Here is a 24,021-nt window from a genome sequence, read left to right as displayed (position 1 = left end):
GTGACATGCGTCAAGCTGCGGAGTTTAATGAATACTTGTCCTTTGGAGTTGATGCTATGCGTAAGTCTGTTCTGCTAATTGCTTCCTTTTCCACGATGGCGATGTTGCTCACTGGCTGCCAATCGAGCTTGACCGGTGACTCCTACTCCCGTGACGAAGCGCGTCGCGTGCAGACGGTTCGCATGGGCACCATCGAAGCGCTGCGTCCGGTGAAAATCGAAGGCACCAAGACCCCTATCGGCGGCATCGCCGGTGCAGCGGTGGGTGGTGTCGGTGGCAGCGCCATTGGCGGCGGCAAGGGCAGCATCGTCGCTGCCGTCATCGGCGCAGTGGCCGGTGGCCTGGTGGGTTCTGCCGCCGAAGAAGGCCTGACCCGCACCCAGGGCGTGGAAATCACCGTGCGCGAAGACGACGGCAGCATGCGCGCCTACGTGCAACAGGTTCAGGAAAATGAAGTCTTCCGTGTGGGCGAGCGCGTACGCATCGCAACCGTGGACGGCACCAGCCGCGTGACGCACTAAGCGCACCTGCGGGTCACTAAAAACCCCGATCAGCGAGAGCTGGTCGGGGTTTTTTACTTCTGTTTTTTACTGCCGGTTGTTGCGACTGATCGTTCCCCGCTCTGCGTGGGAACGATCATCAAAAGGGGTTCATCCGATGAGGCGGCGCGCCATTACGAGGACGACACCACCGCGTTCCTGCGACTCGCGGCCGCCGTCATCGAATAACCGATCAAGGCTGCCAGGATCGAGCCGGTGAGAATCCCCATGCGGTCCATGCCGGCGTATTCGCTGGCACCGGGGACGAAGGCCAGGGACCCCACGAACAGGCTCATGGTGAAACCGATGCCGCAGAGAATCGCCACACCCAGTACCTGCCCCCAGTTGGCGCCCTGGGGCAGGGCGGCCATGCCGGATTTTACGGCGAGCCAGGTCAGGCCGAACACGCCGATGGTCTTGCCCAGCAGTAGCCCCAGTGCGATGCCCATGGGCACGTAATGGGTGAAACTTTCGACGGTCACGTCACTGAGCGACAGGCCGGCGTTGGCGAAAGCGAACAGCGGCAGGATGCCGTAGGCGACCCACGGATGCAGGGCGTGTTCCAGTGTCAGCAGCGGGGAGGGCTCGGCATTTTTTGTGCGCAGGGGGATGCAGAAGGCCAGGGTCACACCCGCCAGTGTGGCGTGAACACCGCTCTTGAGCACACACACCCACAGGATCAGGCCGATGATCATGTACGGTCCCAGCTTGACCACGCCAAGGCGGTTCATCGCGATCAATGCGACGATGCAGGCAGCCGCCAGCGCCAGGGAAAGGGTCGACAGGGCGCCGGAGTAGAAAATCGCAATGATGATGATTGCGCCCAGGTCATCAATGATTGCCAGGGTCATCAGGAACAGCTTCAGCGACACCGGTACCCGCTTGCCGAGCAGGGCCAGGACGCCGAGGGCGAAGGCAATGTCGGTGGCGGTCGGAATCGCCCAGCCACTGAGCGCAGCGGGATTGTCGCGATTGAGAAACCAATAGATCAGTGCCGGTACGACCATGCCGCCGATGGCCGCCGCCCCGGGCAGCACAATCTGCGAGGGTTTCGCCAGTTGGCCATCGAGCACTTCGCGCTTCACCTCCAGGCCGATCAGCAGGAAGAACAATGCCATCAGGCCGTCGTTGATCCACAGCAGCAGAGGTTTGGCGATCTTGAGTGCGCCGATCTGTACGACCACGGGGGTGTCCAGCAAACCGTTGTACAGCCAGGACAGGGGCGAGTTGTTGATGATCAGGGCCAAAACGGCGGCCGCAATCAACAGCAGGCCGCTGGCAGCTTCCAACTGAAAGAAACGGGTGAAGGTGCTACGCAGAGGCAAGGTCGCTCTCCATCGAATAATCAAAAAGGTGGCACACCCTAACCCGTACCGTTAGTTGTTAAAACAAAAGTTATATTCTTTTTTGTTATATGCGGGTGGGGCATGAACCGGCGACACGGACTTGAGCCTAGCAGTTGCCCGAGGTATTGAGGCTCAGCTGTATCTGTGCGCGATGTCGGATATTTCCTAAGCTTGCGGGCTGAGCCTTGCGACAAGGCCGCCTTGACGAGAAGCCATCATGAGCGACAACCGACAGTGGGTCCGGGAAGCGATTCGAATCATCGAAGCCGACTTCCAGCGCAGCGCCGACACGCATCTGATCCCATTGCCCCTGCCGGGTTATACGGGCATCGAGCTGTATTTCAAGGACGAATCCAGCCACCCCACCGGCAGCCTGAAGCATCGGCTGGCGCGCTCGTTGTTCCTGTATGCGTTGTGCAATGGCTGGCTGAAACCGGGTGCGCCTGTGATCGAAGCGTCCAGCGGTTCGACGGCGATTTCCGAGGCGTACTTCGCCCGCCTGCTTGGCTTGCCGTTCATTGCGGTGGTGCCGGCGAGCACTTCCAGGGAGAAGATCGCGCAGATCGCCTTCTACGGTGGCAAAACCCACCTGGTTAATGATCCGACCCAGATCTATGCCGAGTCCGAGCGCCTGGCCCGCGAGCACGACGGCCACTTCATCGACCAGTTCACCTACGCCGAGCGCGCTACCGACTGGCGGGCGAACAACAACATTGCGGAATCGATCTTCCATCAGATGCGCTTCGAGCGGCACCCCGAGCCGAGCTGGCTCATCTCCAGCCCCGGCACCGGGGGCACCACCGCCACGCTGGGCCGTTACGTGCGTTACCGCCAGCACAACACCCGCGTGCTGTGCGCCGATGCCGAGCGTTCAGTGTTTTTCGATTATTACCAGACGGGCGATGCCAGCCTGCGCCTGGACCATGGTTCGCGTATCGAAGGCATTGGTAGGCCGCGGGTCGAGGCGTCGTTCCTGCCCAAGGTCATCGATGCGATGGTCAAGGTGCCGGACGCCCTGTCCCTGGCGGCCATGCATTACCTGGCCGAGCGGCTGGGGCGACATGTCGGTGGATCGAGCGGCACCAATCTGATCGGCGCGTTGATGGCGGCGCAGCAGATGGCGACGGCGGGAGAGTCGGGGTCGATCGTGGCGATCCTGTGCGACAGCGGCGAGCGTTATGCCACGACTTACTACGATAAGAAATGGCTCACGGCCGAGGGCTATGAATTGACTGGGTTGATAGCGGCGGTGGCGGCGGCGGTCGAGCGCGGGGAAGCGCTGCCGGCGAGTGTGTTGCGAGCGAATATCTGATTGAAACCCCTGTAGGAGCGAGCTTGCTCGCGATGGCGGTGGGGCAGTCAGATTGATTTCGACTGATACACCGCCATCGCGAGCAAGCTCGCTCCTACAGGGGGATTTGTGTTGTGTCAGGAGGCCAGGCCCAGAATATCCCGCGCCACCGCCTCGGCGATGCGAATGCCGTCCACACCTGCCGACAAGATCCCGCCGGCATAACCTGCGCCTTCGCCCGCCGGGAACAGGCCCTTGACGTTCAGGCTCTGCATCGACTCGTTGCGGGTGATGCGCAGTGGCGACGAGGTGCGGGTTTCGATGCCGGTCAGTACCGCGTCATGCAGCGAATACCCGCGGATCTGTTTCTCGAACGCAGGCAGGGCTTCGCGGATCGCTTCGATGGCAAATTCCGGCAAGGCCAGCGCCAGATCGCCCAGCGCGACACCGGGTTTGTACGACGGTTCGACACTGCCCAGCGCCGTGGACGGTTTGCCGGCAATGAAGTCGCCGACCAGTTGCGCCGGGGCTTCGTAGTTGCTGCCGCCGAGCACATACGCGTGGGACTCCAGACGCTCCTGCAACTCGATACCCGCCAGTGGCCCGCCCGGGTAATCGACTTCCGGGGTGATGCCGACGACGATCCCGGAGTTGGCGTTACGCTCGTTGCGCGAGTACTGGCTCATGCCGTTGGTCACGACCCGATTGGGTTCTGACGTGGCAGCGACCACGGTGCCGCCCGGGCACATGCAGAAGCTGTAGACCGAACGACCGTTCTTGGCGTGGTGCACCAGTTTGTAGTCGGCGGCGCCAAGCTTCGGGTGACCGGCGTACTTGCCCAAACGCGCGCGGTCGATCAGCGATTGCGGGTGCTCGATGCGGAACCCCACCGAGAACGGCTTGGCTTCCATGAACACGCCGCGACCATGGAGCATGCGGAAGGTGTCGCGGGCGCTGTGACCCAGCGCCAGGATGACGTGTTTGGAGTGAATCTGCTCGCCGCCGTGCAGTTCGACGCCGACCAATCGGCCGTCCTCGATCAGCACGTCCGTTACCCGCTGCTGGAAGCGCACTTCGCCGCCCAGCGCGCGGATTTCCTCGCGCATGGTTTCCACCACGCCGGTCAGGCGGAACGTACCAATGTGCGGCTTGCTGACGTAGAGGATTTCTTCCGGTGCGCCGGCCTTGACGAACTCGTGCAGGACTTTGCGGCCGATGAATTTCGGGTCCTTGATCTGGCTGTAGAGCTTGCCGTCGGAGAAGGTCCCCGCGCCGCCTTCGCCAAATTGAACGTTGGACTCGGGGTTGAGCACACTTTTGCGCCACAGGCCCCAAGTGTCCTTGGTGCGCTGGCGCACATCGGGGCCACGCTCGAGGATGATCGGCTTGAAGCCCATCTGCGCCAGCAACAGGCCAGCGAAAATCCCGCAGGGGCCGAAGCCGACCACGACCGGGCGTTGCTCGAGATCGGCCGGCGCGTGGCCGACCATTTTGTAGCTGACATCCGGCGCCACATTGACGTTACGGTCATCGGCGAACTTGCGCAGCAGCGCGGCCTCATCCTTTACGGTGAGGTCGATGGTGTAGATGAAGCACAGTTCGGAGGACTTTTTGCGCGCATCGTAGCTGCGCTTGAACAAGGTGAAATCGAGCAGGTCATCGCTGGGGATACCCAGGCGCTGGACGAGGGCCAGGCGCAGGTCTTCATCGGGATGGTCGATTGGCAGCTTGAGTTCGGTGATTCGTAACATGGCGGGATCCGGTTCGCGGGGCGCACAACTGCGCCAGGGCGTTTGAAGGCCGCGATTATAAGCCTCAAAGGCGCCATCCCGTGAGGCTTAAACGATCAGTCGTTGCGCGATCCGCCGAAATACCCGCAGCCCCGTTGGACCTGGCCGTCGATACGCAACTCGGCGCTCATGTGCTGAACGCTGCCGGTGCTGCTGTCGACGCAGCGTTGCGGCGCGACCCACAGTTCCATGTGCTGGCCGTTGGCTTCGGTGCTGAGGTTGAAGCGACCGTCGCCCAGTTGCTCTTCAACATAGGGAACTGCCAGGGGCGGTTGCCCTGCGCGATCGATGACCATGCCTTTGCCGCTGACCTTCACGTTCCATTCCGGGCCGTGACCGGCGGCACGCAGGATCAGCAGTTTGAAGTTCGGATCGTCGCAGGCAACGCCCGAACGCTCGACGCGGTACAACTGCACCAGGTCCAGCCGGCTCTCGCCACCGCTGGCGACGACCTGCCCACGCACATCGGCGAACAGCTTGCCTTGGGCATCGGCCAGGCTTGCGGCTTCCTGCAGGATGCTGGTGCCGCCGATGTCGTTGACCACCAGGATGCGTTGCTCATTGCACGGCTGGAACACCAGTTTGCCATCGAGCGCCGTCAGTTGGCCCTGCATTCGGGTCTGACCCACGTGAGAAGCACCTTCCTGTGGTCTTTCGAGTAACTGGCAGGCGGCGAACAATGGAAGCAGGGCAACGAGGACTAAGGAACGGGCGACACGCATCTTTGGCTCTCCAGACAAGTGCCGCCACGTTACTCAGCCTGACCGTTCATCACAAGGGCTCAGCCCACATGAAAGGTCTGACCCGTCTGAAGGCCTTCCACGCTTTTGGCGTAGGCAAGCGCCACCTCGGCTGCCGGAGCCGGCTTGTAGCCGCGGAAGTACGGCGCGTATTTGCCCATGGCTTCCAGCAGTACGGTGGGGCTGACCGAGTTCACCCGCAGGCCACGCGGCAGTTCAATGGCGGCGGCGCGCACAAAGCTGTCGAGGGCACCGTTGACCAGGGCGGCTGAAGCGCCGCTGCGGATCGGGTCGTGGCTGAGCACGCCAGTGGTGAAGGTGAAGGAGGCACCGTCGTTGGCAAACTCACGACCGATCAGCAGCAGGTTGACCTGGCCCATGAGTTTGTCCTTGAGGCCCAGGGCAAAGCTTTCTTCGCTCATTTCAGCGAGCGGGGCGAAGGTCACGTTGCCGGCCGCGCAGACCAGTGCGTCGAACTTGCCGGTCTTTTCGAACAGCTTGCGAATCGAGGCGCTGTCGCTGATATCCACCTGCAAGTCACCGCTGGTGCGGCCGATGCGGATGATTTCGTGACGCTCGGACAACTCTTTGTCGACAGCCGAACCGATGGTGCCGCCGGCGCCGATCAGAAGAATTTTCATGGGGGTGATCCTCGTGTGGGTTGAAAGTGGTTTCAGTTTAGAGTGGTTTTTTCTGCGGATAAGCGCGCTAATGGGCAACCTTTGGTTTTCTATTGGAAACAATCCATGAGCGAAATGGACGATCTGGCGGCGTTCGCGGTGTTGATCGAGGCGGGCAGCTTCACGCTGGCGGCGCAGCAACTGGGCTGCAGCAAGGGGCAGTTGTCCAAGCGCATCAGCTTGTTGGAGTCGCGCTTCTGCGTGGTGCTGCTGCAACGCACCACGCGCCGCCTGAGCCTCACGGCGGCGGGCGCGGCGCTATTACCGCAGGCGCAGGCACTGATGGTGCAGGTGGAACGGGCACGTCAGGCATTGGCGCGGCTGAAGGACGACATCGCCGGACCCGTGCGTATGACCGTCCCGGTTTCCCTGGGCGAAACTTTCTTCGATGGCTTGTTGCTGGAGTTTTCCCACCAGTACCCGCAGGTTCAGATAGAACTCGACCTCAGCAATGACTACCGGGACTTGTCCCGCGAGGGTTTTGACCTCGCGGTGCGTTCCGAGGTGGGCAATGACGAGCGCCTGGTGGCGCGCCCATTACTGGCCTGGCACGAACTGACCTGCGCCAGCCCGGCCTACCTCGAACAGCATGGCGAACCGCTGTTGCCGCAGGATCTGGCGCAACATCGCTGCCTGCTCAACAGCCACTACAGCGGCCGCGAAGAGTGGCTCTATCACCAGCAGCACGAGTTGCTGCGGGTGCGTGTCTCGGGACCGTTTGCCAGCAACCATTACAGCCTGCTCAAGAAAGCTGCTCTGGCGGGAGCGGGGATTGCACGGTTGCCTTCTTACCTGTTGCAGGAGGAATTGGCTGACGGGCGTTTGCGCTGGCTCTTGCGGGAGTTTCAGACACGGCGCATGCCGATGTATCTGGCGCACCCCTATCAAGGCGGGTTGCCGAAGAGGACCCAGGTATTGGCGGATTACCTGATTGGCTGGTTCAAGAGGAGTGGGGAGGCGTTGGATCGGTTGTAGCCATTTAATCGGTGAATCCCCCCTGTGGGAGCGAGCAAGCCCGCTCCCACAGGGGGCGTTGTTCAGCGCAGCCGCTTATCCCCCCAAGTACGCTTCGCGCACTTTCGGGTCGGTCAGCAGCGCTTCCCCGGTGCCTTGCATCACCACACGGCCGTTCTCCAGAACGTAGGCACGGTCAGCGATTTTCAGCGCCTGGTTGGCGTTTTGCTCGACCAGGAACACCGTCACGCCATCTTTGCGTAGCTGTTCGATGATGTCGAAGATCTGCTGGATGATGATCGGCGCCAGGCCCAGCGAGGGCTCGTCGAGCAGCAACAGCTTCGGCTTGCTCATCAGCGCGCGGCCGATCGCGAGCATTTGCTGTTCGCCACCGGACATGGTGCCGCCGCGTTGGCTGAAGCGCTCCTTGAGGCGCGGGAATAGCTCCAGGACCTTGTCCATCTGTTCCTGATAGTCGCCCTTGTCGGTGAAGAATCCGCCCATGGACAGGTTTTCTTCGACGGTCAGGCGAGCAAACACTCGACGACCTTCCGGCACCACCGCGATGCTCTTGCGCATGATCTGCGACGAACTCTGGCCGACGAGTTCTTCGCCCAGGTAGCGGATGCTGCCGCTGTGAGCCTGCGGCGAACCGCAGAGGGTCATCAGCAGGGTCGACTTGCCCGCGCCGTTGGCACCGATCAGGGTGACGATTTCACCCTGGCGGACTTCGACGTTGACGCTGTGCAGGGCCTGGATCTTGCCGTAGAAGGTGGAAACGTTTTCGAACTGCAGCATTTACGCTTCCCCCAGGTAGGCTTTGATCACTTCAGGATTGTCGCGGATCTGTTGTGGCGTGCCATCTGCCAGGGGCGTGCCCTGGTTGATCACGACGATATGGTCGGAAATGCTCATGACCAGTTTCATGTCGTGTTCGATCAGCAGCACGGTCACGTTGTGCTCTTCACGCAGCACACTGATCAGCGCCTTGAGGTCTTCGGTTTCCTTCGGGTTCAGGCCGGCAGCCGGCTCGTCGAGCATTAGGATCCGCGGACGGGTCATCATGCAGCGGGCGATTTCCAGGCGACGTTGCTGACCGTAGGCCAGGGTGCCGGCCGGACGGTTGGCAAACTCGGTCAGGTTGACCTTGTCCAGCCAGTACGCGGCGAATTCCATCGCCTCGCGCTCGCTCTTGCGGAACCCCGGAGTCTTGAACAGCCCCGACAGGAAGTTGGTATTCAGGTGGCGGTGCTGGGCGATCAACAGGTTCTCGACCGCCGTCATGTCCTTGAACAGGCGCACGTTCTGGAACGTACGCACCACGCCCTTGAGCGCAATATTGTGGCCCGGCAGCGCCTGGATGGGCTCGCCGTCCAGCAGGATGGTGCCGCCGCTCGGTTTATAGAAACCGGTCAGGCAGTTGAACACTGTGGTCTTGCCGGCACCGTTGGGGCCGATCAGGGCAACCACTTGTTTCTCTTTCACGGTCAGGGCCACGCCATTGACCGCCAGCAAACCGCCGAAGCGCATGCTCAGGTTTTCAACTTTAAGGATCTCGCGGCTCATTTGCGCAGCTCCATGTGAGGACGTTGCATGGGCAGCAGACCTTGAGGTCGCCAGATCATCATCAGCACCATCAGGGCGCCGAACATCAACATGCGGTACTCACTGAACTCGCGCATCATTTCCGGCAACAGGATCATCACCACGGCAGCCAGGATCACGCCCAGTTGCGAGCCCATGCCACCCAGCACGACGATGGCGAGGATGATCGCCGACTCGATGAAGGTGAAGGACTCCGGGGTCACCAGGCCCTGACGGGCGGCGAAGAAGCTGCCGGCGAAACCGGCAAACGCAGCGCCCAGGGTGAACGCGGAGAGTTTGATGATGGTCGGGTTCAGGCCCAGGGCTCGGCAGGCGATCTCGTCTTCGCGCAGGGCTTCCCACGCGCGACCGATCGGCATGCGCAACAGGCGGTTGATCACGAACAGCGCGGCCAGGGCGAGCAACAGCGCAACCAGATACAGGAACACCACCTTGCTCACCGGGTTGTAGGTCAACCCGAAGTACTCGTGGAAAGTCTGCATGCCTTCGGCGGCGGAGCGGTCGAAGCTCAGCCCGAAGAACGTTGGTTTTGGGATGTTGCTGATCCCGTTCGGGCCACCGGTGAGGTCGGTGAGGTTACGCAGGAACAGACGGATGATTTCACCGAAACCCAGCGTCACGATGGCCAGGTAGTCACCGCGCAGACGCAGCACCGGAAAGCCCAGCAGGAAGCCGAAAGTGGCCGCCATCAGGCCGGCGATCGGCAGGCAGATCCAGAAGCTCCAGCCGAAGTAGTGCGACAGCAGCGCGTAGCTGTAGGCACCCACTGCGTAGAACCCGACATAGCCCAGATCGAGCAAGCCAGCCAGGCCGACGACGATGTTCAGGCCCAGGCCCAGCAATACGTAGATCAGGATCAGGGTAGCGATGTCCACCGCGCCGCGAGAACCGAAGAATGGCCAGACCAGCGCCACCACGATCAGGCCGATGATGATCCAGCGCTGGGTGCGCGGCAGGGTCAGGAACTGGCTGACCTTGGGCGACACCAGCGGACCACGGTTGGAGCGAAACAGTGCACCGACCTGTTGAGTGAACAGGACCCGCAGGAACATCAGCACCGAGCACAGCGCGATGATGGTCAGCGTGACCGGACCGGTGCCATGCACTTCAAGGTTGATCCCGACGATGCTCAGCTTGAGACCGAGGACGGGGAATGCGACGGCCCAGACCAGCAAGGCACTGAACAGCGCTTGTTTAAAATACTTGTTCATACTTTTTCAACCTCCGGACGGCCCAGGATGCCGGTCGGCCGGAACAACAGAACCAGGACCAGGAGACCGAATGCCACGACGTCCTTGTATTGGTCGCCAAAGATGTCGGCACCGAACGCTTCGGCTACCCCCAGCACCAGCCCGCCGAGCATCGCGCCCGGGATACTGCCGATGCCACCCAATACCGCTGCGGTGAAGGCCTTGAGGCCCACCAGGAAACCGGCGTTGGGGTTGATCACGCCGTATTGCATGCTCAGCAGCACCGCAGCGACAGCCGCCAGCGCCGCACCGATCACGAAGGTCAGGGCGATGATGTTGTTGGTGTTGATGCCCAGCAGGTTGGCCATCTTGATGTCTTCGGCACAGGCGCGGCAGGCGCGACCCAGGCGGGAGCGAGAGATGAACAGCGTCAGGCCAAGCATGGCGACCAGCGTCACTACGAAGACCAGGATCTGCATGTAGGAAATCAGGACTTCTTCAGCGCCACCCGGGCCGAAGGAGAAGCTCCCCGGAATCAGGTTGGGGATGGATTTGTCCTTGGAGTCCTGGGACAGCAATACAGTGTTCTGCAGGAAAATCGACATGCCGATGGCGGAAATCAGCGGGATCAGACGGTTGCTGCCACGCAAGGGGCGATACGCAACACGTTCGATACTGTAGCCATAGGCACTGGTAACAACGATCGACGCGATGAACGCGGCGGTCATGAGCAGCGGCAGCGAGTGGATACCCATCATGGCCAGCCCGGCAAGGGCGATGAAGGCCACGTAGGAACCAATCATGTAGACCTCGCCATGGGCGAAGTTAATCATTCCAATGATGCCGTAAACCATTGTGTAGCCAATGGCTATCAACGCATACGTGCTGCCAATGGTCAGTCCATTAACCAGCTGTTGGAAAAAATGATAGATCTCAGGCATTACAGCGCTCCTAAAAACCCGATACGCATTTCACTGGTGGAGTCATGTTCCGGCCCATTGCTGTGTTCTTCGAGCACATTTGCACGGGGCGTTTGCCAGCGAACCGCTGGTGACGGTTTTAAGATTTTCAGGTGAACCAGCGCCCGGATCGCGGGTGTCTGGCCCATAAACCTCGTAAAACAAAGCCCACTGCTTGCACAGTGGGCTTCTCGATCGTTGGAGCAGGTCTTACTGAGGGGAAACTTCGGTTTTCGGCTTGCCGAAATGCCATTCGTAGACCACGAATTTGAAGTCTTTCAGGTCGCCCTTGGCATCAAACGACAGCTCGCCGGTAGGGGTCTTGAACGTGCCCGCGTGGATGGCTTCTGCCACTTTGGCGGTGTCTTCGCTCTTGGCGGACTTGATGCCTTCGGCAATCAGCTCGACAGCGGAGTAGGCCGGGAATACGAACGGACCGCTTGGATCCTTGCCGTCAGCCTTGATGGCGTCAACGATGGCCTTGTTCTCGGGATCAGCGTCGAACGACTTAGGCAGGGTGACCAGCAGGCCTTCGGAAGCGTTCTGGGCGATTTGCGAGATGGAATCGTTGCCGACGCCTTCCGGACCCATGAACTTGGCGTTCAGGCCTTTTTCCTTGGACTGACGCAGGATCAGGCCCAGCTCTGGGTGGTAGCCGCCGTAGTAGACGAAGTCGACGTTGGCTTGCTTGAGCTTCTGGATGATCGAGGAGAAATCTTTGTCACCGGCGTTCAAGCCTTCGAAGACGGCGACTTTCACGCCTTTGCCTTCCAGGGTTTTCTTGACTGCGGTGGCGATGCCTTCACCGTACTGTTGCTTGTCGTGCAGGACGGCAACGGTTTTCGGCTTGACGTGGTCGGCGATGTAGTTGCCTGCGGCCGGGCCCTGGGCGCTGTCCAGGCCGATGGTGCGGAAAATCAGCTTGTAGCCACGGGTGGTGATGTCCGGGCTGGTGGCAGCCGGGGTGATCATGATCACGCCTTCGTCTTCGTAGATGTCCGAAGCTGGCTGGGTGGAGCTGGAGCACAGGTGACCGACTACGTACTTGACGCCGTCGTTGACCACTTTGTTGGCCACGGCTACCGCTTGTTTAGGGTCGCACGCGTCGTCGTATTCCTTGGCTTCAAGCATCTTGCCGTCGACGCCGCCCTTGGCGTTGATATCCTTGATGGCTTGTTTGGCGCCGACGAACTGCATGTCGCCGTACTGGGTCACAGGGCCGGTTTTAGGGCCGGCGATACCGATCTTGATGGTGTCAGCTGCGAACGAATGGCTGGCAACCCCGGCCAGAACCATAGCGGCAAACAGTTTGGAAATCTGCTTAGTAGCCTTTGTCATAGTGCTCCACTCTTACTGTTGTAATTTTTATAGTCCTGGCGCCGAAGCAGCAGAACCGGGTCGGATATTTACGCCATCCTCCGGAAAATGCCCTCGGCAACTGTACCGGTACAGTGTAGAGCGCCGATTGTCAGCCTGGGAAGCTGGCGTCGGGGGGCAAAATCAGAGGGTGTCGCGTTTATGAAAGAAAAAGACAGAAATGCGGCGGGGCTTACAGCTGTTTAAACAGCAATCCTTGGCGCTCCTGCAGTTTTCAATCGGCGATGCATTTGCTTCCGGGTTTTTCTGCCAGACCACCGACGTTATCATTCATGTCGATTTCTTTTCCGGACAGGACCCATGACTGAAGAACCTAGCACCCTCTATGCCAAGCTGCTTGGTGAAACCGCATCTATTTCGTGGAAAGAGCTGGAGCCCTTCTTCGCCAAGGGTGCCCTATTGTGGGTCGATCCTGAGCTGGATTTGATCGCAGCGGCCGAGGCCGTGGCCACGGATGATGGCGAGAAAGTGGCTACCTGGCTGGCTGCTGACCAAGTCGCCAAGCTGTCTGAAACGCGGGCTCTGGATCTATTCGAGCGTGATCCAGCGTTGTGGGCGGTGGTGGTTTCGCCGTGGATTATGATCCAGGAAAGGGCGGCGAAGTAATACGTCGCACTTTATTGGTGCGTTGTATTTCGGGAAGAAAGTGTGTAGCCGAGTAGCGTGATGGCATGTTGCCGTGAAGAAAGGCCACAGCTTCACGGTGACGTAAACGTAACGGGCACAGTTGAGGAGGCGGGTTGAGGGCTGCTTAATTGTTTCTGAATGTTGTTAATTCGTTGAATTCAAGGGCCTCATCGCGGGCAAGCCCGCTCCCACAGGTTTTCTGTGAACGACACAAAACCCTGTGGGAGCGGGCTTGCCCGCGATAGGCGCGCCGCTTAGTGCGCAGTTTTGCCCGTGTGGTTATTCAGCGAAATGACCTTGGTCTTGCCAATACGGTGACGGTAAATCTCGCGCAGGTACTTGATCGCCTTCTTCACGCAATCACGCGACAGGCGAATGTCGTTGATCGAGACGAACTTCTCCTTGTCGTTGATCAGCTCACGGTACTTCTTCTCGTACATTGGCTTGATCGCGTACCAGTTGGTATCGAGGATCTTCGCCGGGTTCTCGAACTCGTTGAGCAGGTCGTCGATCATCCCTTCGTTGAATTCATCCTGGGTAATGAAATCGAGGATCGAGTTGTCCAGGGTTTCGTCGAAGCGGTACGGGTTCTTGGCGAAGCAGCGCTTGATGAACGCCACGATCAGCGTCAGGAAGTCGTCCGACAGGCACGGGCTCTTGGCAATCAATGTCGTCAGCGACAGGTTGGCCGAAGCGCCGATCACCAGCGCGTAACGTTTGAGCGTGGTGTTCGGGAACAGGCTGTTGAGATGAGTCTTCAACCGGTTCAGGTCCATGTAGGACAGCTTGTAGTCCTTGGGCAGGGAGACGATCGACACCACCGATGAGCAGTTCTTGAAGAAGTGCAGGTCGTGTAGCGCGGCCGCGTCGTAACCGGAATTCTTGTACTGCTCGAGCGAGGCACGGTAGCGCTTGGATTCGATCGGCAGCAGGCTGATACCTTCGATGGCCTGGGTCACTTTGTTGAAGTGCGGCAGGTCGATGGAGCGGAAGAACAGGTCGTCGATGTTCAGGCGCTGTGGCTCTTTTTCGAACACCTTGAATTTATCGCTGCTCGGCGGCGGGGTTTCCGGGACCACAGACTCGGCGTAGGCAATCGCCACGGGGCCGGCCAGACTCATGAACAGGTCGTTGGCGTCCAGGCGAATGGTTTCGCCGATGTCGATGCCGGCGCGACGGAAATAGTTCTGGTCGTAGTCGGTGGTGACCGCCTGCGCCGTCAGGATGTTGAAGATCTGCTGCGAGATGTACTGGTTCGCATGCTTCTCCATCGCGTTGACGTCGATGTTCTGGATGTTGCCGTCATCGTTTTCTTCGGCGTAACGCATGATGTCGTTGGAGATCAGCATCATTGCGTTCCATGGGCGGATGCGGCCCATGACACTGGCTTCACTGCTGTCTTCGTTAGCGAAGTTGTAAGAGAAGTCCCACTCTTCCGACAGGTATTTACACAGCAGGCGACCGGCGTTGATGTGCAGTGCCTCGGACATTTCGCTGCGGTGATCGGAAATGTTCGGCAGCACGCAGATGCCGCTGGTGAAAATGGGTTCGAATACAAACGAATGACCGCTCTTGCCGTCGTGTTCGTCCATCGGCTTGGTGTCGAACGTCTTGTTCATGTACGAATGCTGCTGGGCGAGGCCGAACTCCGAAGCCATGCCCGAACCGGTACCGCCACCGGCGCTGAAGATCGAGAAGTACAGGCGCGACTGGTTGGCCTTGATACCGCAGCTGTCGATCAGGTACGAGTGAATCATCTTCCAGTCTGGACTGGAGAAACGCTGGGTGTCCTTGTTCAGGATGATCTTGGCCAGGTACTGGCCGAGGATCGGCGCGTTACCCGCACCGCCGGCGTGAACCTCCGACAGGTCCATGATTTTCATTTTGCTGTAGTCGCGCAGGAAACCGCTTTTTTCGCCCTTGCGGGAGAAGCGGATGCGACCGGCGATGTCTTTGTCGAGGTCGCCGAGCATGACCAGCGGCTCGACGAGGAACACTGGCTTGGTGGCCTTGTTCGGAATCAGTCGCAGGCTGGAGCGGATCCATTGCGCCGGGCTGTAGCCTTTTTCGGCGTGGCGTTTGTCCGGCGACAGGCGATCTTCGTTGTTGAATTCATTGAGGTAGAACTTGCGGGCGTTGTACACCAGCTCCGCGACATCCAGCGCAATGTTCGAACCGCAGCGGCCGAGGCCGATCAGGCACACCGACGGAAATTCCTGGGTGCTGTACTGTTCGCTGTCGCCTTCCAGATGCGGCGGACGTGGGAACACCAGGTCGCGCAGGCCATCGAGGTTGTCGAGGATGCGGTCGGTATTGGTCTCGGTGAAGTAAAGGTACTGCTGGGTAGCCAGTGGGCGCGACGGCGTCAATGGTTTCGACGGTGCGGGGCTGTTGGCCGCTGGGCTGGGCGTCAGATCGGATATGGCGGGAGCCGGGTTATTTTTGGAAGTCATTGTGCGCCATGTACCTGGGCTGGTCGGTAGGGCGGCGGATTGCGCCGGACCGTCACGGTTGGGTTCTCGCGTCTTTATTCAGCGCGTCATTGGCCCAAGCATCAGGGGTTTGGCCTGAGCATCGCTCGGGGGAAATCCTTTCCTAGTCATGATGAATCGGCCAATATTCGGCGATCTTTAATCGAAAAGAAGGCTAAATGATGTCAACCCTACCATCGTTGGGCTTCGCCGGAATTGGCCTGATGGGGCTGCCAATGTGCCGGCGTTTGCTGGCGGCGGGGTATCCGCTGACCGTGTGGAACCGCAACCCGGCGAAGTGTACGCCGCTGGTCGAAGCCGGCGCGCGACACGTTGCCACACCGGCCGAGCTGTGCAAGCACGCCGATGTGTTGATGACGTGTCTGGCAGACACGGCGGTGGTGCGGCAGGTGGTGTTTGGTCCGGAGGGTATTGCCGAGGGTGGGAAACGTGGCCAGTTGCTGGTGGATTTTTCCAGCCTTGAGCCCACCGCGACGCGGGAAATGTCGGCGCAGTTGGCCGAACAGACGGGCATGGGTTGGCTCGATGCTCCGGTGTCTGGCGGAGTGGTCGGTGCCGAGGCGGGTAGCCTGGCGATCATGGTCGGCGGCACGGCGGCGGATCTTGAGCGGGTCAGGCCGGTGTTGCTCAGCCTTGGCCAGCGTGTCACCCATATGGGCGACGTTGGCGCTGGGCAGGTGACCAAGGCGTGCAATCAAATGATCGTGGCCTGTAATGCCCTGGTCATTGCCGAAGTCGTGGCGCTGGCAGAGCGCTCAGGTGTAGAGGCGGCCCTGATTGCCGAGGCGCTGGCGGGTGGCTTTGCCGATTCCAGACCTTTGCAGATCCTGGCGCCGCAGATGGCCGACAGCCGTTTTGAACCGGTGAAATGGCATGTGCGCACGCTGCTCAAGGACCTCGACACCGCAGTGAAATTTTCCCGCGAACAGGGCTCGGCCACGCCCATCAGCGGATTGGCCGCACAACTGATGCGCCTGCATGGGAGCCAGGGTTTTTTGGAAAAGGATCCGTCGACGTTAGTGCAGATGTACCGTGAGCCAGGGTCAGAGGACTGAAGGCGTGGCCGTGCTGGCGCTGGTCGATGTCGTTCAACACCTGGCGCAGCTCGGTGAGCGGCACCGGGCGGGCGAGCAGATACCCCTGCACCAGATCGCACCCGTTACGCTCGAGGAATGCATATTGTTCGGGAGTTTCCACGCCTTCGGTCACCACCTGTAAGTGCAGGGTGTGGGCCATGACGATGATCGCCTGGACGATTTCCATGTCCTGGCTGGCCTTGGGGATGTCTTGAATGAACGATCGATCGATCTTCAGCGTGTTCAGCGGCAGGCGCCGCAGGTAGGCCAGGGACGAGTAACCGGTGCCGAAGTCGTCGATCGACAGCGAAACACCGATTGCGCGAATCTGCCTCATCAACACCAGTGACTCGGTGATGTTGTCCATCAGCGCGTTCTCGGTCACCTCCAGTTCCAGCCGCTGTGGTGCGACCCCGGCCGAGCGTAGTGCGTGTTCGATTTCATCGGCCAGGTCTTCCCGGGCCAGGTTGAGCGGTGAGCAATTGACGGCAATGTGCAGGGCGTCGAAGCCCTGGCTCGACAACTCGGCGAGGTCCTCGCAGGCTTTGTGCAGGACCCAGTTGTCCAGCTCGGCGATCAGGCCGTTGGCTTCGGCGATGGCGATGAAACGATCCGGTGTCAGCAACCCATGCGCGGGATGTTGCCAGCGGATCAGCGCTTCAAGCTTGGTGACCTGGCGGCTTTTCAGGCCATAAATCGGTTGGTAATGCAGCATGAGTCCGGTGTTTTCGCGCAGGGCATGACGCAGTTCTTCTTCGAGCTGCAAATCCAGTGAGGCCCGACTTTTCAAGTTGGGGTTGAAGAAATTCAGGCCGTTACGGCCGCCGCCCTTGGATTGGTAGAGCGCCAGGTCAGCGTGCTTCAGCAGTTCTTCGCAGGTCGTGCCATCCTCGGGAAACAGGCTGATGCCGATGCTGGTGGTCATGACCATGCGCCGTCCGGCCAGTTCGATTGGCTCCTTCATTTTCAACATGATGCGCTGCGCCATATGCCGCGCCTCCTCGCGATCGCGCAGGCTGATGAGCAGGCAGAACTCATCGCCGCCGAAGCGCGCCACCACATCCTCCTGGCCGCGCACCGAACCTTTGATGTGGCTGGCCATGACGGTGAGCAATTCATCGCCGGCAGCATGGCCCAGGCTGTCGTTGATACGCTTGAAGTGGTCCAGGTCGAGGAACATCACCGCAAGCATGCCGCCCTCCGTGGTCTTCTGAAGCAACTTCTCGGCGAAAATCTGGTTGAAGCCTCGGCGGTTGATCAGACCAGTCAGGGCGTCGTAGTTCGCCGCGTGTTGCAGCGACAGGCGTGCCTCATCCAACTGGCCCAGCAGTGTGTTGACCCGCAGCAGGTCGCGGTCCTTGTGCTGCAGTTTCTTGTCCGACAGTGCAGCACTGATACTGCTGCCGATGATCAGCAAGGCAATGACCGCCACTGTGATGCCCAACTGCTGGTGACTGTTGTCAGCGGCCAATTCCACGGGGCTGTCGGCGGGGAGTACCAGAGTGAAAGCGGTCATGCCTGTGAAATGCATGCTGATGATGCCCGCCCCCAGGACCAGGCTGGCGGTGAGTTTGATCAGTTGATGTTGCGAACCGTCACGCAGGCGACTGGATATCAACAGGGCGGCAAAACTCGCACCAATGGCGATCACGATGGAAAGACCGAACAGCAACGGTTGGTAGTACGCCACTGCGTTCGAACGCATGGCCGACATGCCCAGGTAATGCATGGTGGCGATGCCCAGGCCAATGCAGATCGAGGCCTGCACGTATTGCCTGATGCTCAGGCGCGGGTGGCTGAGGGTGTACATCGCCAGCCAGGAGGCGAACAGGGCGATCAGTAGCGAGGCCAGCGTGATCGGCAGTACATAACGAATCTCGATGGGCGCCTGGAACGCCAGCATACTGATGAAGTGCATGGCCCATATTCCGCCAGCCAGGCAACCGGAGCCGACCCAGCGCCAGATTCTTCGGGACGCAGGTTTGTCCGCGTGAGCGATGCGCTCGGCCATGTCCAACGTCGCGAAACTGCCGGCGCAGGCGACCAGAAATGCCAGCAGGACCAACAACGGATCATGGAAGCAATCGAGAATGACCTGCCCGCTCTCAGGCAGTGCAGAAGTGAAGTGCAGGCTCAGCCAATCCATTGCATGCCCCATGTATTCTCCCTGACCGGCGCAAGGACGCCGGTGAATTCAGGGAGTATAGAAGGCATGCGAAACCAGCAAGGCGTGATGGCACTTTGGTTTCTAAGATTTTGGAATAGAGCCAATAACCATTCGTGCTGAAGATCAGGCGCTCTGCGCCACGATCAGGTGAGCTGGAGCTTCAAGCGGCAGCAAGCCGAAAGCCGCGCGTGCCGCGTCGCAGTCGGTGTTGACCTGGCCATCGACCCAGGAGGCCTCGAATTCCCGGCAAGGGCTCGAGCGCTGTTCATAGATCGTACATTTCACTTCGCTGCCCACTTCTCCCTCCAGGCTGATGCAGCGTGGGCTTTTGCAGTTGGTGCCCAGCATCGCGACCCGGCTCGGGGTGATCTGCTCGACAAGTTCATCGGGCACTGTCCCCCCTGATGAAGCGCATTCACCCCAAAAAAAAGACACGCGAAAATGTGAACAGCAGGCACCGCAATTCAAGCACGGACTGGCTTCGGACATGGGTAGTCATCTAAGGAGGAGTGGGGAGGTCGCCGGGAGGGCCGACGAGAGCGCTATTCTAGGCTTCGCCAGCCACTTGAACAGGGGGTGGCAGAGGTATTTTTAAACGGCTGGACGTGCGGTCAATGCCGGCGCTTGCTCCCTGTGCACATTGTGCCTGGTTGCCATGAACGGGTATCAGCCTTACGAATAATTACAGACAGTTGTGGCAGGCCTGTCTAGATTGCAGTTTCCGGGGGAAGTGACGCCCCAATAACAATAAAAGAGACGGACCCATGCAGAACTCGACCCAAGCGGCGAATGCCTGGCGCATTCTGTTCCTGCTGTTCCTTGCGAATCTATTCAACTTCTTCGACCGCACCATCCCGGCCATCATTATCGAGCCGATCCGCATGGAGTGGAGCCTCAGCGACTTCCAGTTGGGGATCATTGGCACCGCATTCACCATCGTCTATGCCATTGCCGGCCTGCCCCTGGGGCGCATGGCCGACACCGGTTCGCGCGCCAAACTGATGGGCTGGGGCCTGGCCGCATGGAGCGGTCTGACCGCAGTGAACGGTATGGTGGGCAGCTTCTGGACTTTCCTGCTCGTGCGCATGGGCATCGGCATTGGTGAGGCCAGTTATGCGCCCGCCGCCAATTCACTGATCGGCGATCTGTTTCCCGCCCATCGCCGGGCGCGAGCCATGGGCATTTTCATGCTCGGTTTGCCATTGGGCCTTTTGCTGGCGTTCTTCACCATTGGCTGGATGGTCAAGGCGTTCGACAGCTGGCGCGCACCGTTCTTCATCGCGGCCGTGCCGGGGCTGCTCCTGGCGGTGTTCATGTTCTTCATCAAGGAGCCAAAACGCGGCGCTGCGGAAAGCGTACAGGTCTCGCAGGGGCCCGTGGACCGGCCAATCCGTCGGGTGCTGGCGGTGCCGACCTTTCTGTGGCTGGTCATGGCGGGGTTGTGTTTCAACTTTGCGACCTACGCGTGCAATTCCTTTCTGGTGCCAATGCTGCAGCGTTACTTCCTGATGCCGTTGCACGAAGCCGCCGTGGCAACCGGCGTCATCGTGGGCGTCACCGGGCTGATCGGCCTTACCCTGGGCGGTTGGGTCGCGGACAAGATTCACCAGCGGGTGGCGAGCGGACGCCTGCTGTTTGCCGGGTTCAGCCTGATCATCTCGACCCTGTGCACCGCTTGGGCGCTGCATGCCGGACGCATTGAAATCGGCGTGTTCGTGGCCGTGTTCAGCGTGGGCTGGCTGTTCGCCTACAACTTCTACACCTGCGTGTACACGGCCATCCAGGACGTGGTCGAACCGCGCTTGCGGGCGACGGCCATGGCGTTGTTCTTCGCTGGGTTGTACCTGCTGGGCGGTGGTTTGGGGCCAGTGGTCGTGGGCGGCCTGTCCGATCACTTTGCCCATTCGGCCATGCTGGCAGCGGGTGCCGAGCAGATGACCGAGGCGTTCAAGGCCGTCGGCTTGCATGATGCGATGTATTTGATTCCGGTGGCGTTGTTCCTGACGATGGTGTTCCTGTTCATGGCTTCGCGGTGTTTTGTGCGTGATGCCAAGCGGATGAAGGAGGGGTTGCAAGGGGTGGCCAATCCCGAGGTCGAAGGCGTCACGGCCTGACCCCCTGTAGGAGCGAGCTTGCTCGCGATGGCGGCTCAGACACCGCTGGGTGTCAGGCAGCCAGCGTCATCGTTGACGACCATCGCGGGCAAGCCCGCTCCTACAAACAAAAATGCCCGCATCGCTGCGGGCATTTTTGTGGGGGAGGGAGGGTTAGCCCGCTACCAGTACCCGGATCGCTTCCAGCCGAAGCGCCGCCTTGTCGAGCATCGCCAAGCCTTGCTCGCGTTGATTGCGCAAGGCAACCAGTTCGCTGTCCCGCACGGTCGGGTTGACGGCTTGCAGCGCAGTCAGGCGCGCCAGTTCTTCATCGGTATCGGCGGCCAGGCGACGTTTTGCCTCGGCGACACGCTCGGTGTGGCGCGGCAGGATTTTCTCTTCGCCGGCGTTGATCCGTGGCGTCAGTTGGTCGCGCTGGGCCTGGATGAACTTGTTGGCGCTGGCACGCGGTACGCTTTCCAACTGGTCGTTGAGGGTTTCAAACGATACCCGGGCTGAAAGGTCGTTGCCGTTGGTGTCCAGCAGGCAGCGCAGGGCGGCCGGTGGCAGGTAGCGGCCCAGTTGCAGTGAACGCGGGGCAACCACTTCGCTGACGTAGAGCAGTTCGAGCAACACGGTGCCCGGTTTGAGCGCCTTGTTCTTGATCAGTGCCACGGCGGTGTTGCCCATGGAACCCGACAACACCAGGTCCATGCCGCCTTGCACCATCGGATGTTCCCAGGTGATGAACTGCATGTCTTCGCGAGACAGCGCCTGGTTGCGGTCGTAGGTGATGGTCACGCCTTCGTCATCGCCCAGCGGGAAACTGGCGTCGAGCATTTTCTCGCTCGGCTTGAGGATCAGCGCGTTCTCTGAATGGTCTTCGCTGTCGATACCGAAGGCATCGAACAGGGTTTCCATGTAGATCGGCAGGGCGAACTGGTCGTCCTGTTCGAGAATCGCTTCCACCAGCGCTTCGCCTTCGCCAGCACCTCCGGAGTTGAGCTCCAGCAGGCGGTCACGGCCGGTGTGCAGCTCGGCTTCGAGGCGTTCGCGCTCGGCCCGGGCTTCGTCGATCAGCGTCTGCCACTCGCCGTCGTCGGCATTTTCCAGCAGAGGCAGCAGGCGCGGGCCGAACTGATGCTGCAAGGCGTTGCCGGTCGGGCAGGTATTGAGGAATGCGTTCAGGGCTTCGTGGTACCACTGGAACAGGCGCTCTTGAGGGCTGGTTTCCAGATAGGGCACGTGCAACTGGATGGTGTGTTTCTGGCCGATCCGGTCGAGACGGCCGATGCGCTGCTCCAGCAGGTCCGGGTGCGACGGCAGGTCGAACAGCACCAGGTGGTGCGAGAACTGGAAGTTGCGACCTTCACTGCCGATTTCCGAACAGATCAATACTTGCGCGCCGAATTCTTCGTCGGCGAAATAGGCGGCGGCGCGGTCGCGCTCGAGGATGTTCATGCCCTCGTGGAACACCGTGGCCGGGATGCCGGAGCGCACGCGCAGGGCGTCTTCAAGGTCCATCGCGGTTTCGGCGTGGGCGCAGATCACCAGCACTTTGGTGCGCTTGAGCATCTTGAGCGTGTCGATCAGCCACTCGACGCGTGGGTCGAATTTCCACCAGCGTTCTTCTTCGTTGGCGTCCGGTTGGGCCTGGAAACTGACCTCCGGGTACAGCTCGGCGTGATCGCCCAGTGGCAGCTCGAGGTATTCGTCCGGCGACGGCAGCGGGTACGGATGCAGTACGCGCTCCGGGAAACCCTGCACAGCGGCGCGGGTGTTGCGAAACAGCACGCGGCCAGTGCCGTGACGATCGAGCAGCTCGCGCACCAGGCGGGCGCTGGCTTCGGTGTCGCCATCGTTGACCGCGGTCAGCAGGGCCTCGCCCTCGTTGCCGAGGAAACCCTGGATGGTCTGGTGTGCTTGAGGCGACAGGCGACCCTTGTCCAGCAGTTCCTGAACCGCTTCGGCCACCGGGCGATAGTTATCGCTCTCGGCGCGGAAGGCGTGCAGGTCATGGAAACGGTTCGGGTCGAGCAGGCGCAGGCGGGCGAAGTGGCTGTCCTGCCCGAGTTGCTCTGGAGTGGCGGTGAGCAGCAGTACGCCGGGAATGACTTCGGCCAATTGTTCGACCAGGGAGTATTCGGGGCTGACCTGGTCTTCGTGCCAGACCAGGTGGTGAGCTTCGTCGACCACCAGCAAGTCCCAGCCGGCGGCGAACAGCGCGTCCTGGGCCTTTTCGTCGTCAACCAGCCACTCAAGCGCCACCAGCGCCAATTGGGTGTCTTCGAACGGGTTGGTGGCATCGCTTTCGATGAAACGCTCTTCGTCGAACAACGCGACCTGCAGGTTGAAACGGCGGCGCATTTCCACCAGCCACTGGTGCTGCAGGTTTTCCGGAACCAGGATCAGCACGCGGCTGGCACGACCCGAGAGCAGTTGGCGATGGATGACCAGGCCGGCTTCGATGGTCTTGCCCAGACCCACTTCATCGGCCAGCAGAACCCGTGGCGCGATACGGTCGGCGACTTCACGGGCGATGTGCAACTGGTGGGCGATCGGTTGTGCGCGCACGCCACCCAGGCCCCAGAGCGAGGACTGCAACTGACGGCTGGTGTGTTCCAGGGTGTTGTAGCGCAGGGCGAACCAGGCCAGCGGGTCGATCTGCCCGGCGAACAGGCGATCGCTGGCCAGGCGGAACTGGATGAAGTTCGACAGCTGGGTTTCCGGCAGGGTGACTGCTTCGTTTTGCGCGTTGAGGCCGTGGTAAACCAGCAGGCCGTCGACGTCGTCGACTTCCTGTACGGTCAGTTTCCAGCCTTCGAAGTGGGTGATGGAGTCACCGGGCGAAAACCGCACACGGGTCAGGGGCGCATTCCGAAGCGCGTACTGGCGAGTCTCGCCAGTGGCCGGATAGAGCACGGTCAACAAGCGGCCGTCCTGTGCCAGAACGGTGCCTAAACCCAACTCTGCTTCGCTGTCACTGATCCAGCGTTGCCCCGGTTGATACTGCTGCGCCATGCTGCCTGACTCCCACCTTGAAAAAGCGGGCTATCTTAACGGAATGAGGGCTGGAGGGCCAAAGGACTCTCGGA

The 24,021-nt window shown here is 60.6% G+C and carries 19 protein-coding genes; 6 read left to right on the top strand and 13 right to left on the bottom strand.

The features are described 5' to 3' along the window. Window positions 1–56 precede the first annotated feature (56 nt). Window positions 57–521 carry an outer membrane lipoprotein gene (locus tag AB4N64_RS18900; protein WP_460117395.1) on the top strand — a complete coding sequence of 155 codons (465 nt, stop codon included), beginning with the start codon at window positions 57–59 and terminating at the stop codon, window positions 519–521. Window positions 522–673: 152 nt separating this feature from the next. Here the strand turns inward: AB4N64_RS18900 and nhaA are convergent, their stop codons facing one another. Next, on the bottom strand, window positions 674–1,864 hold the full coding sequence (gene nhaA, locus AB4N64_RS18895) for a Na+/H+ antiporter NhaA (protein ID WP_460117394.1): 1,191 nt from the start codon (window positions 1,862–1,864) through the stop codon (window positions 674–676). Between the two features lie 235 nt (window positions 1,865–2,099). On the opposite strand from nhaA, the gene AB4N64_RS18890 reads away from it, so the two are divergent. Then, entirely contained in the window at window positions 2,100–3,197 is a 1,098-nt protein-coding gene (locus tag AB4N64_RS18890) for a PLP-dependent cysteine synthase family protein (protein WP_460126804.1), read from the top strand. A 116-nt stretch (window positions 3,198–3,313) separates the two neighbouring features. Here AB4N64_RS18890 and AB4N64_RS18885 read toward each other — a convergent pair whose 3' ends face one another. The 3 genes from AB4N64_RS18885 to AB4N64_RS18875 all read right to left on the bottom strand — a co-directional run bounded on the left by AB4N64_RS18885 (window position 3,314) and on the right by AB4N64_RS18875 (window position 6,347). Continuing rightward, window positions 3,314–4,927, bottom strand: coding sequence for an NAD(P)/FAD-dependent oxidoreductase (locus AB4N64_RS18885; RefSeq protein WP_460117393.1), 1,614 nt, complete (start codon window positions 4,925–4,927; stop codon window positions 3,314–3,316). Between the two features lie 95 nt (window positions 4,928–5,022). Continuing rightward, a complete protein-coding gene (locus AB4N64_RS18880) occupies window positions 5,023–5,688 on the bottom strand; it encodes a COG3650 family protein (RefSeq protein ID WP_460117392.1) in 666 nt (221 codons plus the stop codon). A gap of 59 nt (window positions 5,689–5,747) precedes the next feature. Then, window positions 5,748–6,347 carry a short chain dehydrogenase gene (locus tag AB4N64_RS18875; RefSeq protein WP_460117391.1) on the bottom strand — a complete coding sequence of 200 codons (600 nt, stop codon included), beginning with the start codon at window positions 6,345–6,347 and terminating at the stop codon, window positions 5,748–5,750. A 105-nt stretch (window positions 6,348–6,452) separates the two neighbouring features. Here AB4N64_RS18875 and AB4N64_RS18870 point away from each other — a divergent pair, with 105 nt between their 5' ends. Beyond that, a complete protein-coding gene (locus AB4N64_RS18870; protein WP_460117390.1) occupies window positions 6,453–7,361 on the top strand; it encodes a LysR family transcriptional regulator in 909 nt (302 codons plus the stop codon). 75 nt (window positions 7,362–7,436) lie between these two features. Here the strand turns inward: AB4N64_RS18870 and AB4N64_RS18865 are convergent, their stop codons facing one another. The 5 genes from AB4N64_RS18865 to AB4N64_RS18845 form a co-directional block, all read right to left on the bottom strand. Next, complete coding sequence (locus AB4N64_RS18865) at window positions 7,437–8,138, bottom strand: ABC transporter ATP-binding protein (protein WP_460117389.1); 702 nt, start codon at window positions 8,136–8,138, stop codon at window positions 7,437–7,439. Next, window positions 8,139–8,906 carry a high-affinity branched-chain amino acid ABC transporter ATP-binding protein LivG gene (gene livG / locus AB4N64_RS18860; RefSeq protein ID WP_460117388.1) on the bottom strand — a complete coding sequence of 256 codons (768 nt, stop codon included), beginning with the start codon at window positions 8,904–8,906 and terminating at the stop codon, window positions 8,139–8,141. Beyond that, window positions 8,903–10,156 carry a high-affinity branched-chain amino acid ABC transporter permease LivM gene (locus AB4N64_RS18855; RefSeq protein WP_460117387.1) on the bottom strand — a complete coding sequence of 418 codons (1,254 nt, stop codon included), beginning with the start codon at window positions 10,154–10,156 and terminating at the stop codon, window positions 8,903–8,905. The genes livG and AB4N64_RS18855 overlap by 4 nt, the downstream gene beginning before the upstream one ends. Next, complete coding sequence (livH, locus tag AB4N64_RS18850) at window positions 10,153–11,076, bottom strand: high-affinity branched-chain amino acid ABC transporter permease LivH (RefSeq protein ID WP_060753800.1); 924 nt, start codon at window positions 11,074–11,076, stop codon at window positions 10,153–10,155. The genes AB4N64_RS18855 and livH overlap by 4 nt, the downstream gene beginning before the upstream one ends. Window positions 11,077–11,304: 228 nt before the next feature. Continuing rightward, window positions 11,305–12,432, bottom strand: coding sequence for a branched-chain amino acid ABC transporter substrate-binding protein (locus AB4N64_RS18845; RefSeq protein WP_460117386.1), 1,128 nt, complete (start codon window positions 12,430–12,432; stop codon window positions 11,305–11,307). Between the two features lie 339 nt (window positions 12,433–12,771). Here AB4N64_RS18845 and AB4N64_RS18840 point away from each other — a divergent pair, with 339 nt between their 5' ends. Continuing rightward, the gene (locus tag AB4N64_RS18840) at window positions 12,772–13,077 is read left to right on the top strand and encodes a DUF2288 domain-containing protein (protein WP_460117385.1); all 306 of its coding nucleotides are present in this window, start codon (window positions 12,772–12,774) and stop codon (window positions 13,075–13,077) included. Window positions 13,078–13,352: 275 nt separating this feature from the next. On the opposite strand, the gene AB4N64_RS18835 is transcribed toward AB4N64_RS18840, so the two are convergent. Continuing rightward, window positions 13,353–15,551: a hypothetical protein gene (locus AB4N64_RS18835; RefSeq protein ID WP_460117384.1), complete on the bottom strand. Its 2,199-nt coding sequence runs from the start codon at window positions 15,549–15,551 to the stop codon at window positions 13,353–13,355. A 197-nt stretch (window positions 15,552–15,748) separates the two neighbouring features. On the opposite strand from AB4N64_RS18835, the gene AB4N64_RS18830 reads away from it, so the two are divergent. Next, window positions 15,749–16,645 carry an NAD(P)-dependent oxidoreductase gene (locus tag AB4N64_RS18830; protein ID WP_460117383.1) on the top strand — a complete coding sequence of 299 codons (897 nt, stop codon included), beginning with the start codon at window positions 15,749–15,751 and terminating at the stop codon, window positions 16,643–16,645. Here the strand turns inward: AB4N64_RS18830 and AB4N64_RS18825 are convergent. Together AB4N64_RS18825 and AB4N64_RS18820 are read right to left on the bottom strand one after the other, a co-directional pair. Next, window positions 16,536–18,812 (bottom strand): putative bifunctional diguanylate cyclase/phosphodiesterase, encoded by a 2,277-nt coding sequence (locus tag AB4N64_RS18825; protein ID WP_460117382.1) that lies wholly within the window; start codon window positions 18,810–18,812, stop codon window positions 16,536–16,538. The genes AB4N64_RS18830 and AB4N64_RS18825 overlap by 110 nt on opposite strands. 144 nt (window positions 18,813–18,956) lie before the next feature. Next, entirely contained in the window at window positions 18,957–19,322 is a 366-nt protein-coding gene (locus tag AB4N64_RS18820) for a YkgJ family cysteine cluster protein (RefSeq protein WP_460117381.1), read from the bottom strand. A gap of 275 nt (window positions 19,323–19,597) precedes the next feature. Here AB4N64_RS18820 and AB4N64_RS18815 point away from each other — a divergent pair, with 275 nt between their 5' ends. After that, a complete protein-coding gene (locus AB4N64_RS18815; protein WP_460117380.1) occupies window positions 19,598–20,947 on the top strand; it encodes a spinster family MFS transporter in 1,350 nt (449 codons plus the stop codon). A 153-nt stretch (window positions 20,948–21,100) separates the two neighbouring features. On the opposite strand, the gene rapA is transcribed toward AB4N64_RS18815, so the two are convergent. Further along, window positions 21,101–23,947, bottom strand: coding sequence for an RNA polymerase-associated protein RapA (rapA, locus tag AB4N64_RS18810; protein ID WP_460117379.1), 2,847 nt, complete (start codon window positions 23,945–23,947; stop codon window positions 21,101–21,103). Between the last annotated feature and the right edge of the window lie 74 nt (window positions 23,948–24,021).

It is taken from the genome of Pseudomonas sp. S2_C03, from assembly GCF_054668405.1.
The sequence above is the reverse complement of the archived record's forward strand: the minus strand, read 5'-3'. Positions and strand labels throughout refer to the sequence as shown.

What these genes read in the sequence shown, in the direction of transcription:
- AB4N64_RS18835 (WP_460117384.1), bottom strand. Translation starts at nt 15,551, where the DNA reads ATGACTTCCAAAAATAACCCGGCTCCCGCCATATCCGATCTGACGCCC.
- AB4N64_RS18880 (WP_460117392.1), bottom strand. Translation starts at nt 5,688, where the DNA reads ATGCGTGTCGCCCGTTCCTTAGTCCTCGTTGCCCTGCTTCCATTGTTC.
- AB4N64_RS18840 (WP_460117385.1), top strand. Translation starts at nt 12,772, where the DNA reads ATGACTGAAGAACCTAGCACCCTCTATGCCAAGCTGCTTGGTGAAACC.
- AB4N64_RS18825 (WP_460117382.1), bottom strand. Translation starts at nt 18,812, where the DNA reads ATGGATTGGCTGAGCCTGCACTTCACTTCTGCACTGCCTGAGAGCGGG.
- AB4N64_RS18820 (WP_460117381.1), bottom strand. Translation starts at nt 19,322, where the DNA reads ATGTCCGAAGCCAGTCCGTGCTTGAATTGCGGTGCCTGCTGTTCACAT.
- AB4N64_RS18865 (WP_460117389.1), bottom strand. Translation starts at nt 8,138, where the DNA reads ATGCTGCAGTTCGAAAACGTTTCCACCTTCTACGGCAAGATCCAGGCC.
- AB4N64_RS18845 (WP_460117386.1), bottom strand. Translation starts at nt 12,432, where the DNA reads ATGACAAAGGCTACTAAGCAGATTTCCAAACTGTTTGCCGCTATGGTT.
- AB4N64_RS18815 (WP_460117380.1), top strand. Translation starts at nt 19,598, where the DNA reads ATGCAGAACTCGACCCAAGCGGCGAATGCCTGGCGCATTCTGTTCCTG.
- AB4N64_RS18900 (WP_460117395.1), top strand. Translation starts at nt 57, where the DNA reads ATGCGTAAGTCTGTTCTGCTAATTGCTTCCTTTTCCACGATGGCGATG.
- livH (WP_060753800.1), bottom strand. Translation starts at nt 11,076, where the DNA reads ATGCCTGAGATCTATCATTTTTTCCAACAGCTGGTTAATGGACTGACC.
- livG (WP_460117388.1), bottom strand. Translation starts at nt 8,906, where the DNA reads ATGAGCCGCGAGATCCTTAAAGTTGAAAACCTGAGCATGCGCTTCGGC.
- AB4N64_RS18875 (WP_460117391.1), bottom strand. Translation starts at nt 6,347, where the DNA reads ATGAAAATTCTTCTGATCGGCGCCGGCGGCACCATCGGTTCGGCTGTC.
- AB4N64_RS18855 (WP_460117387.1), bottom strand. Translation starts at nt 10,156, where the DNA reads ATGAACAAGTATTTTAAACAAGCGCTGTTCAGTGCCTTGCTGGTCTGG.
- rapA (WP_460117379.1), bottom strand. Translation starts at nt 23,947, where the DNA reads ATGGCGCAGCAGTATCAACCGGGGCAACGCTGGATCAGTGACAGCGAA.
- AB4N64_RS18885 (WP_460117393.1), bottom strand. Translation starts at nt 4,927, where the DNA reads ATGTTACGAATCACCGAACTCAAGCTGCCAATCGACCATCCCGATGAA.
- AB4N64_RS18870 (WP_460117390.1), top strand. Translation starts at nt 6,453, where the DNA reads ATGAGCGAAATGGACGATCTGGCGGCGTTCGCGGTGTTGATCGAGGCG.
- AB4N64_RS18830 (WP_460117383.1), top strand. Translation starts at nt 15,749, where the DNA reads ATGATGTCAACCCTACCATCGTTGGGCTTCGCCGGAATTGGCCTGATG.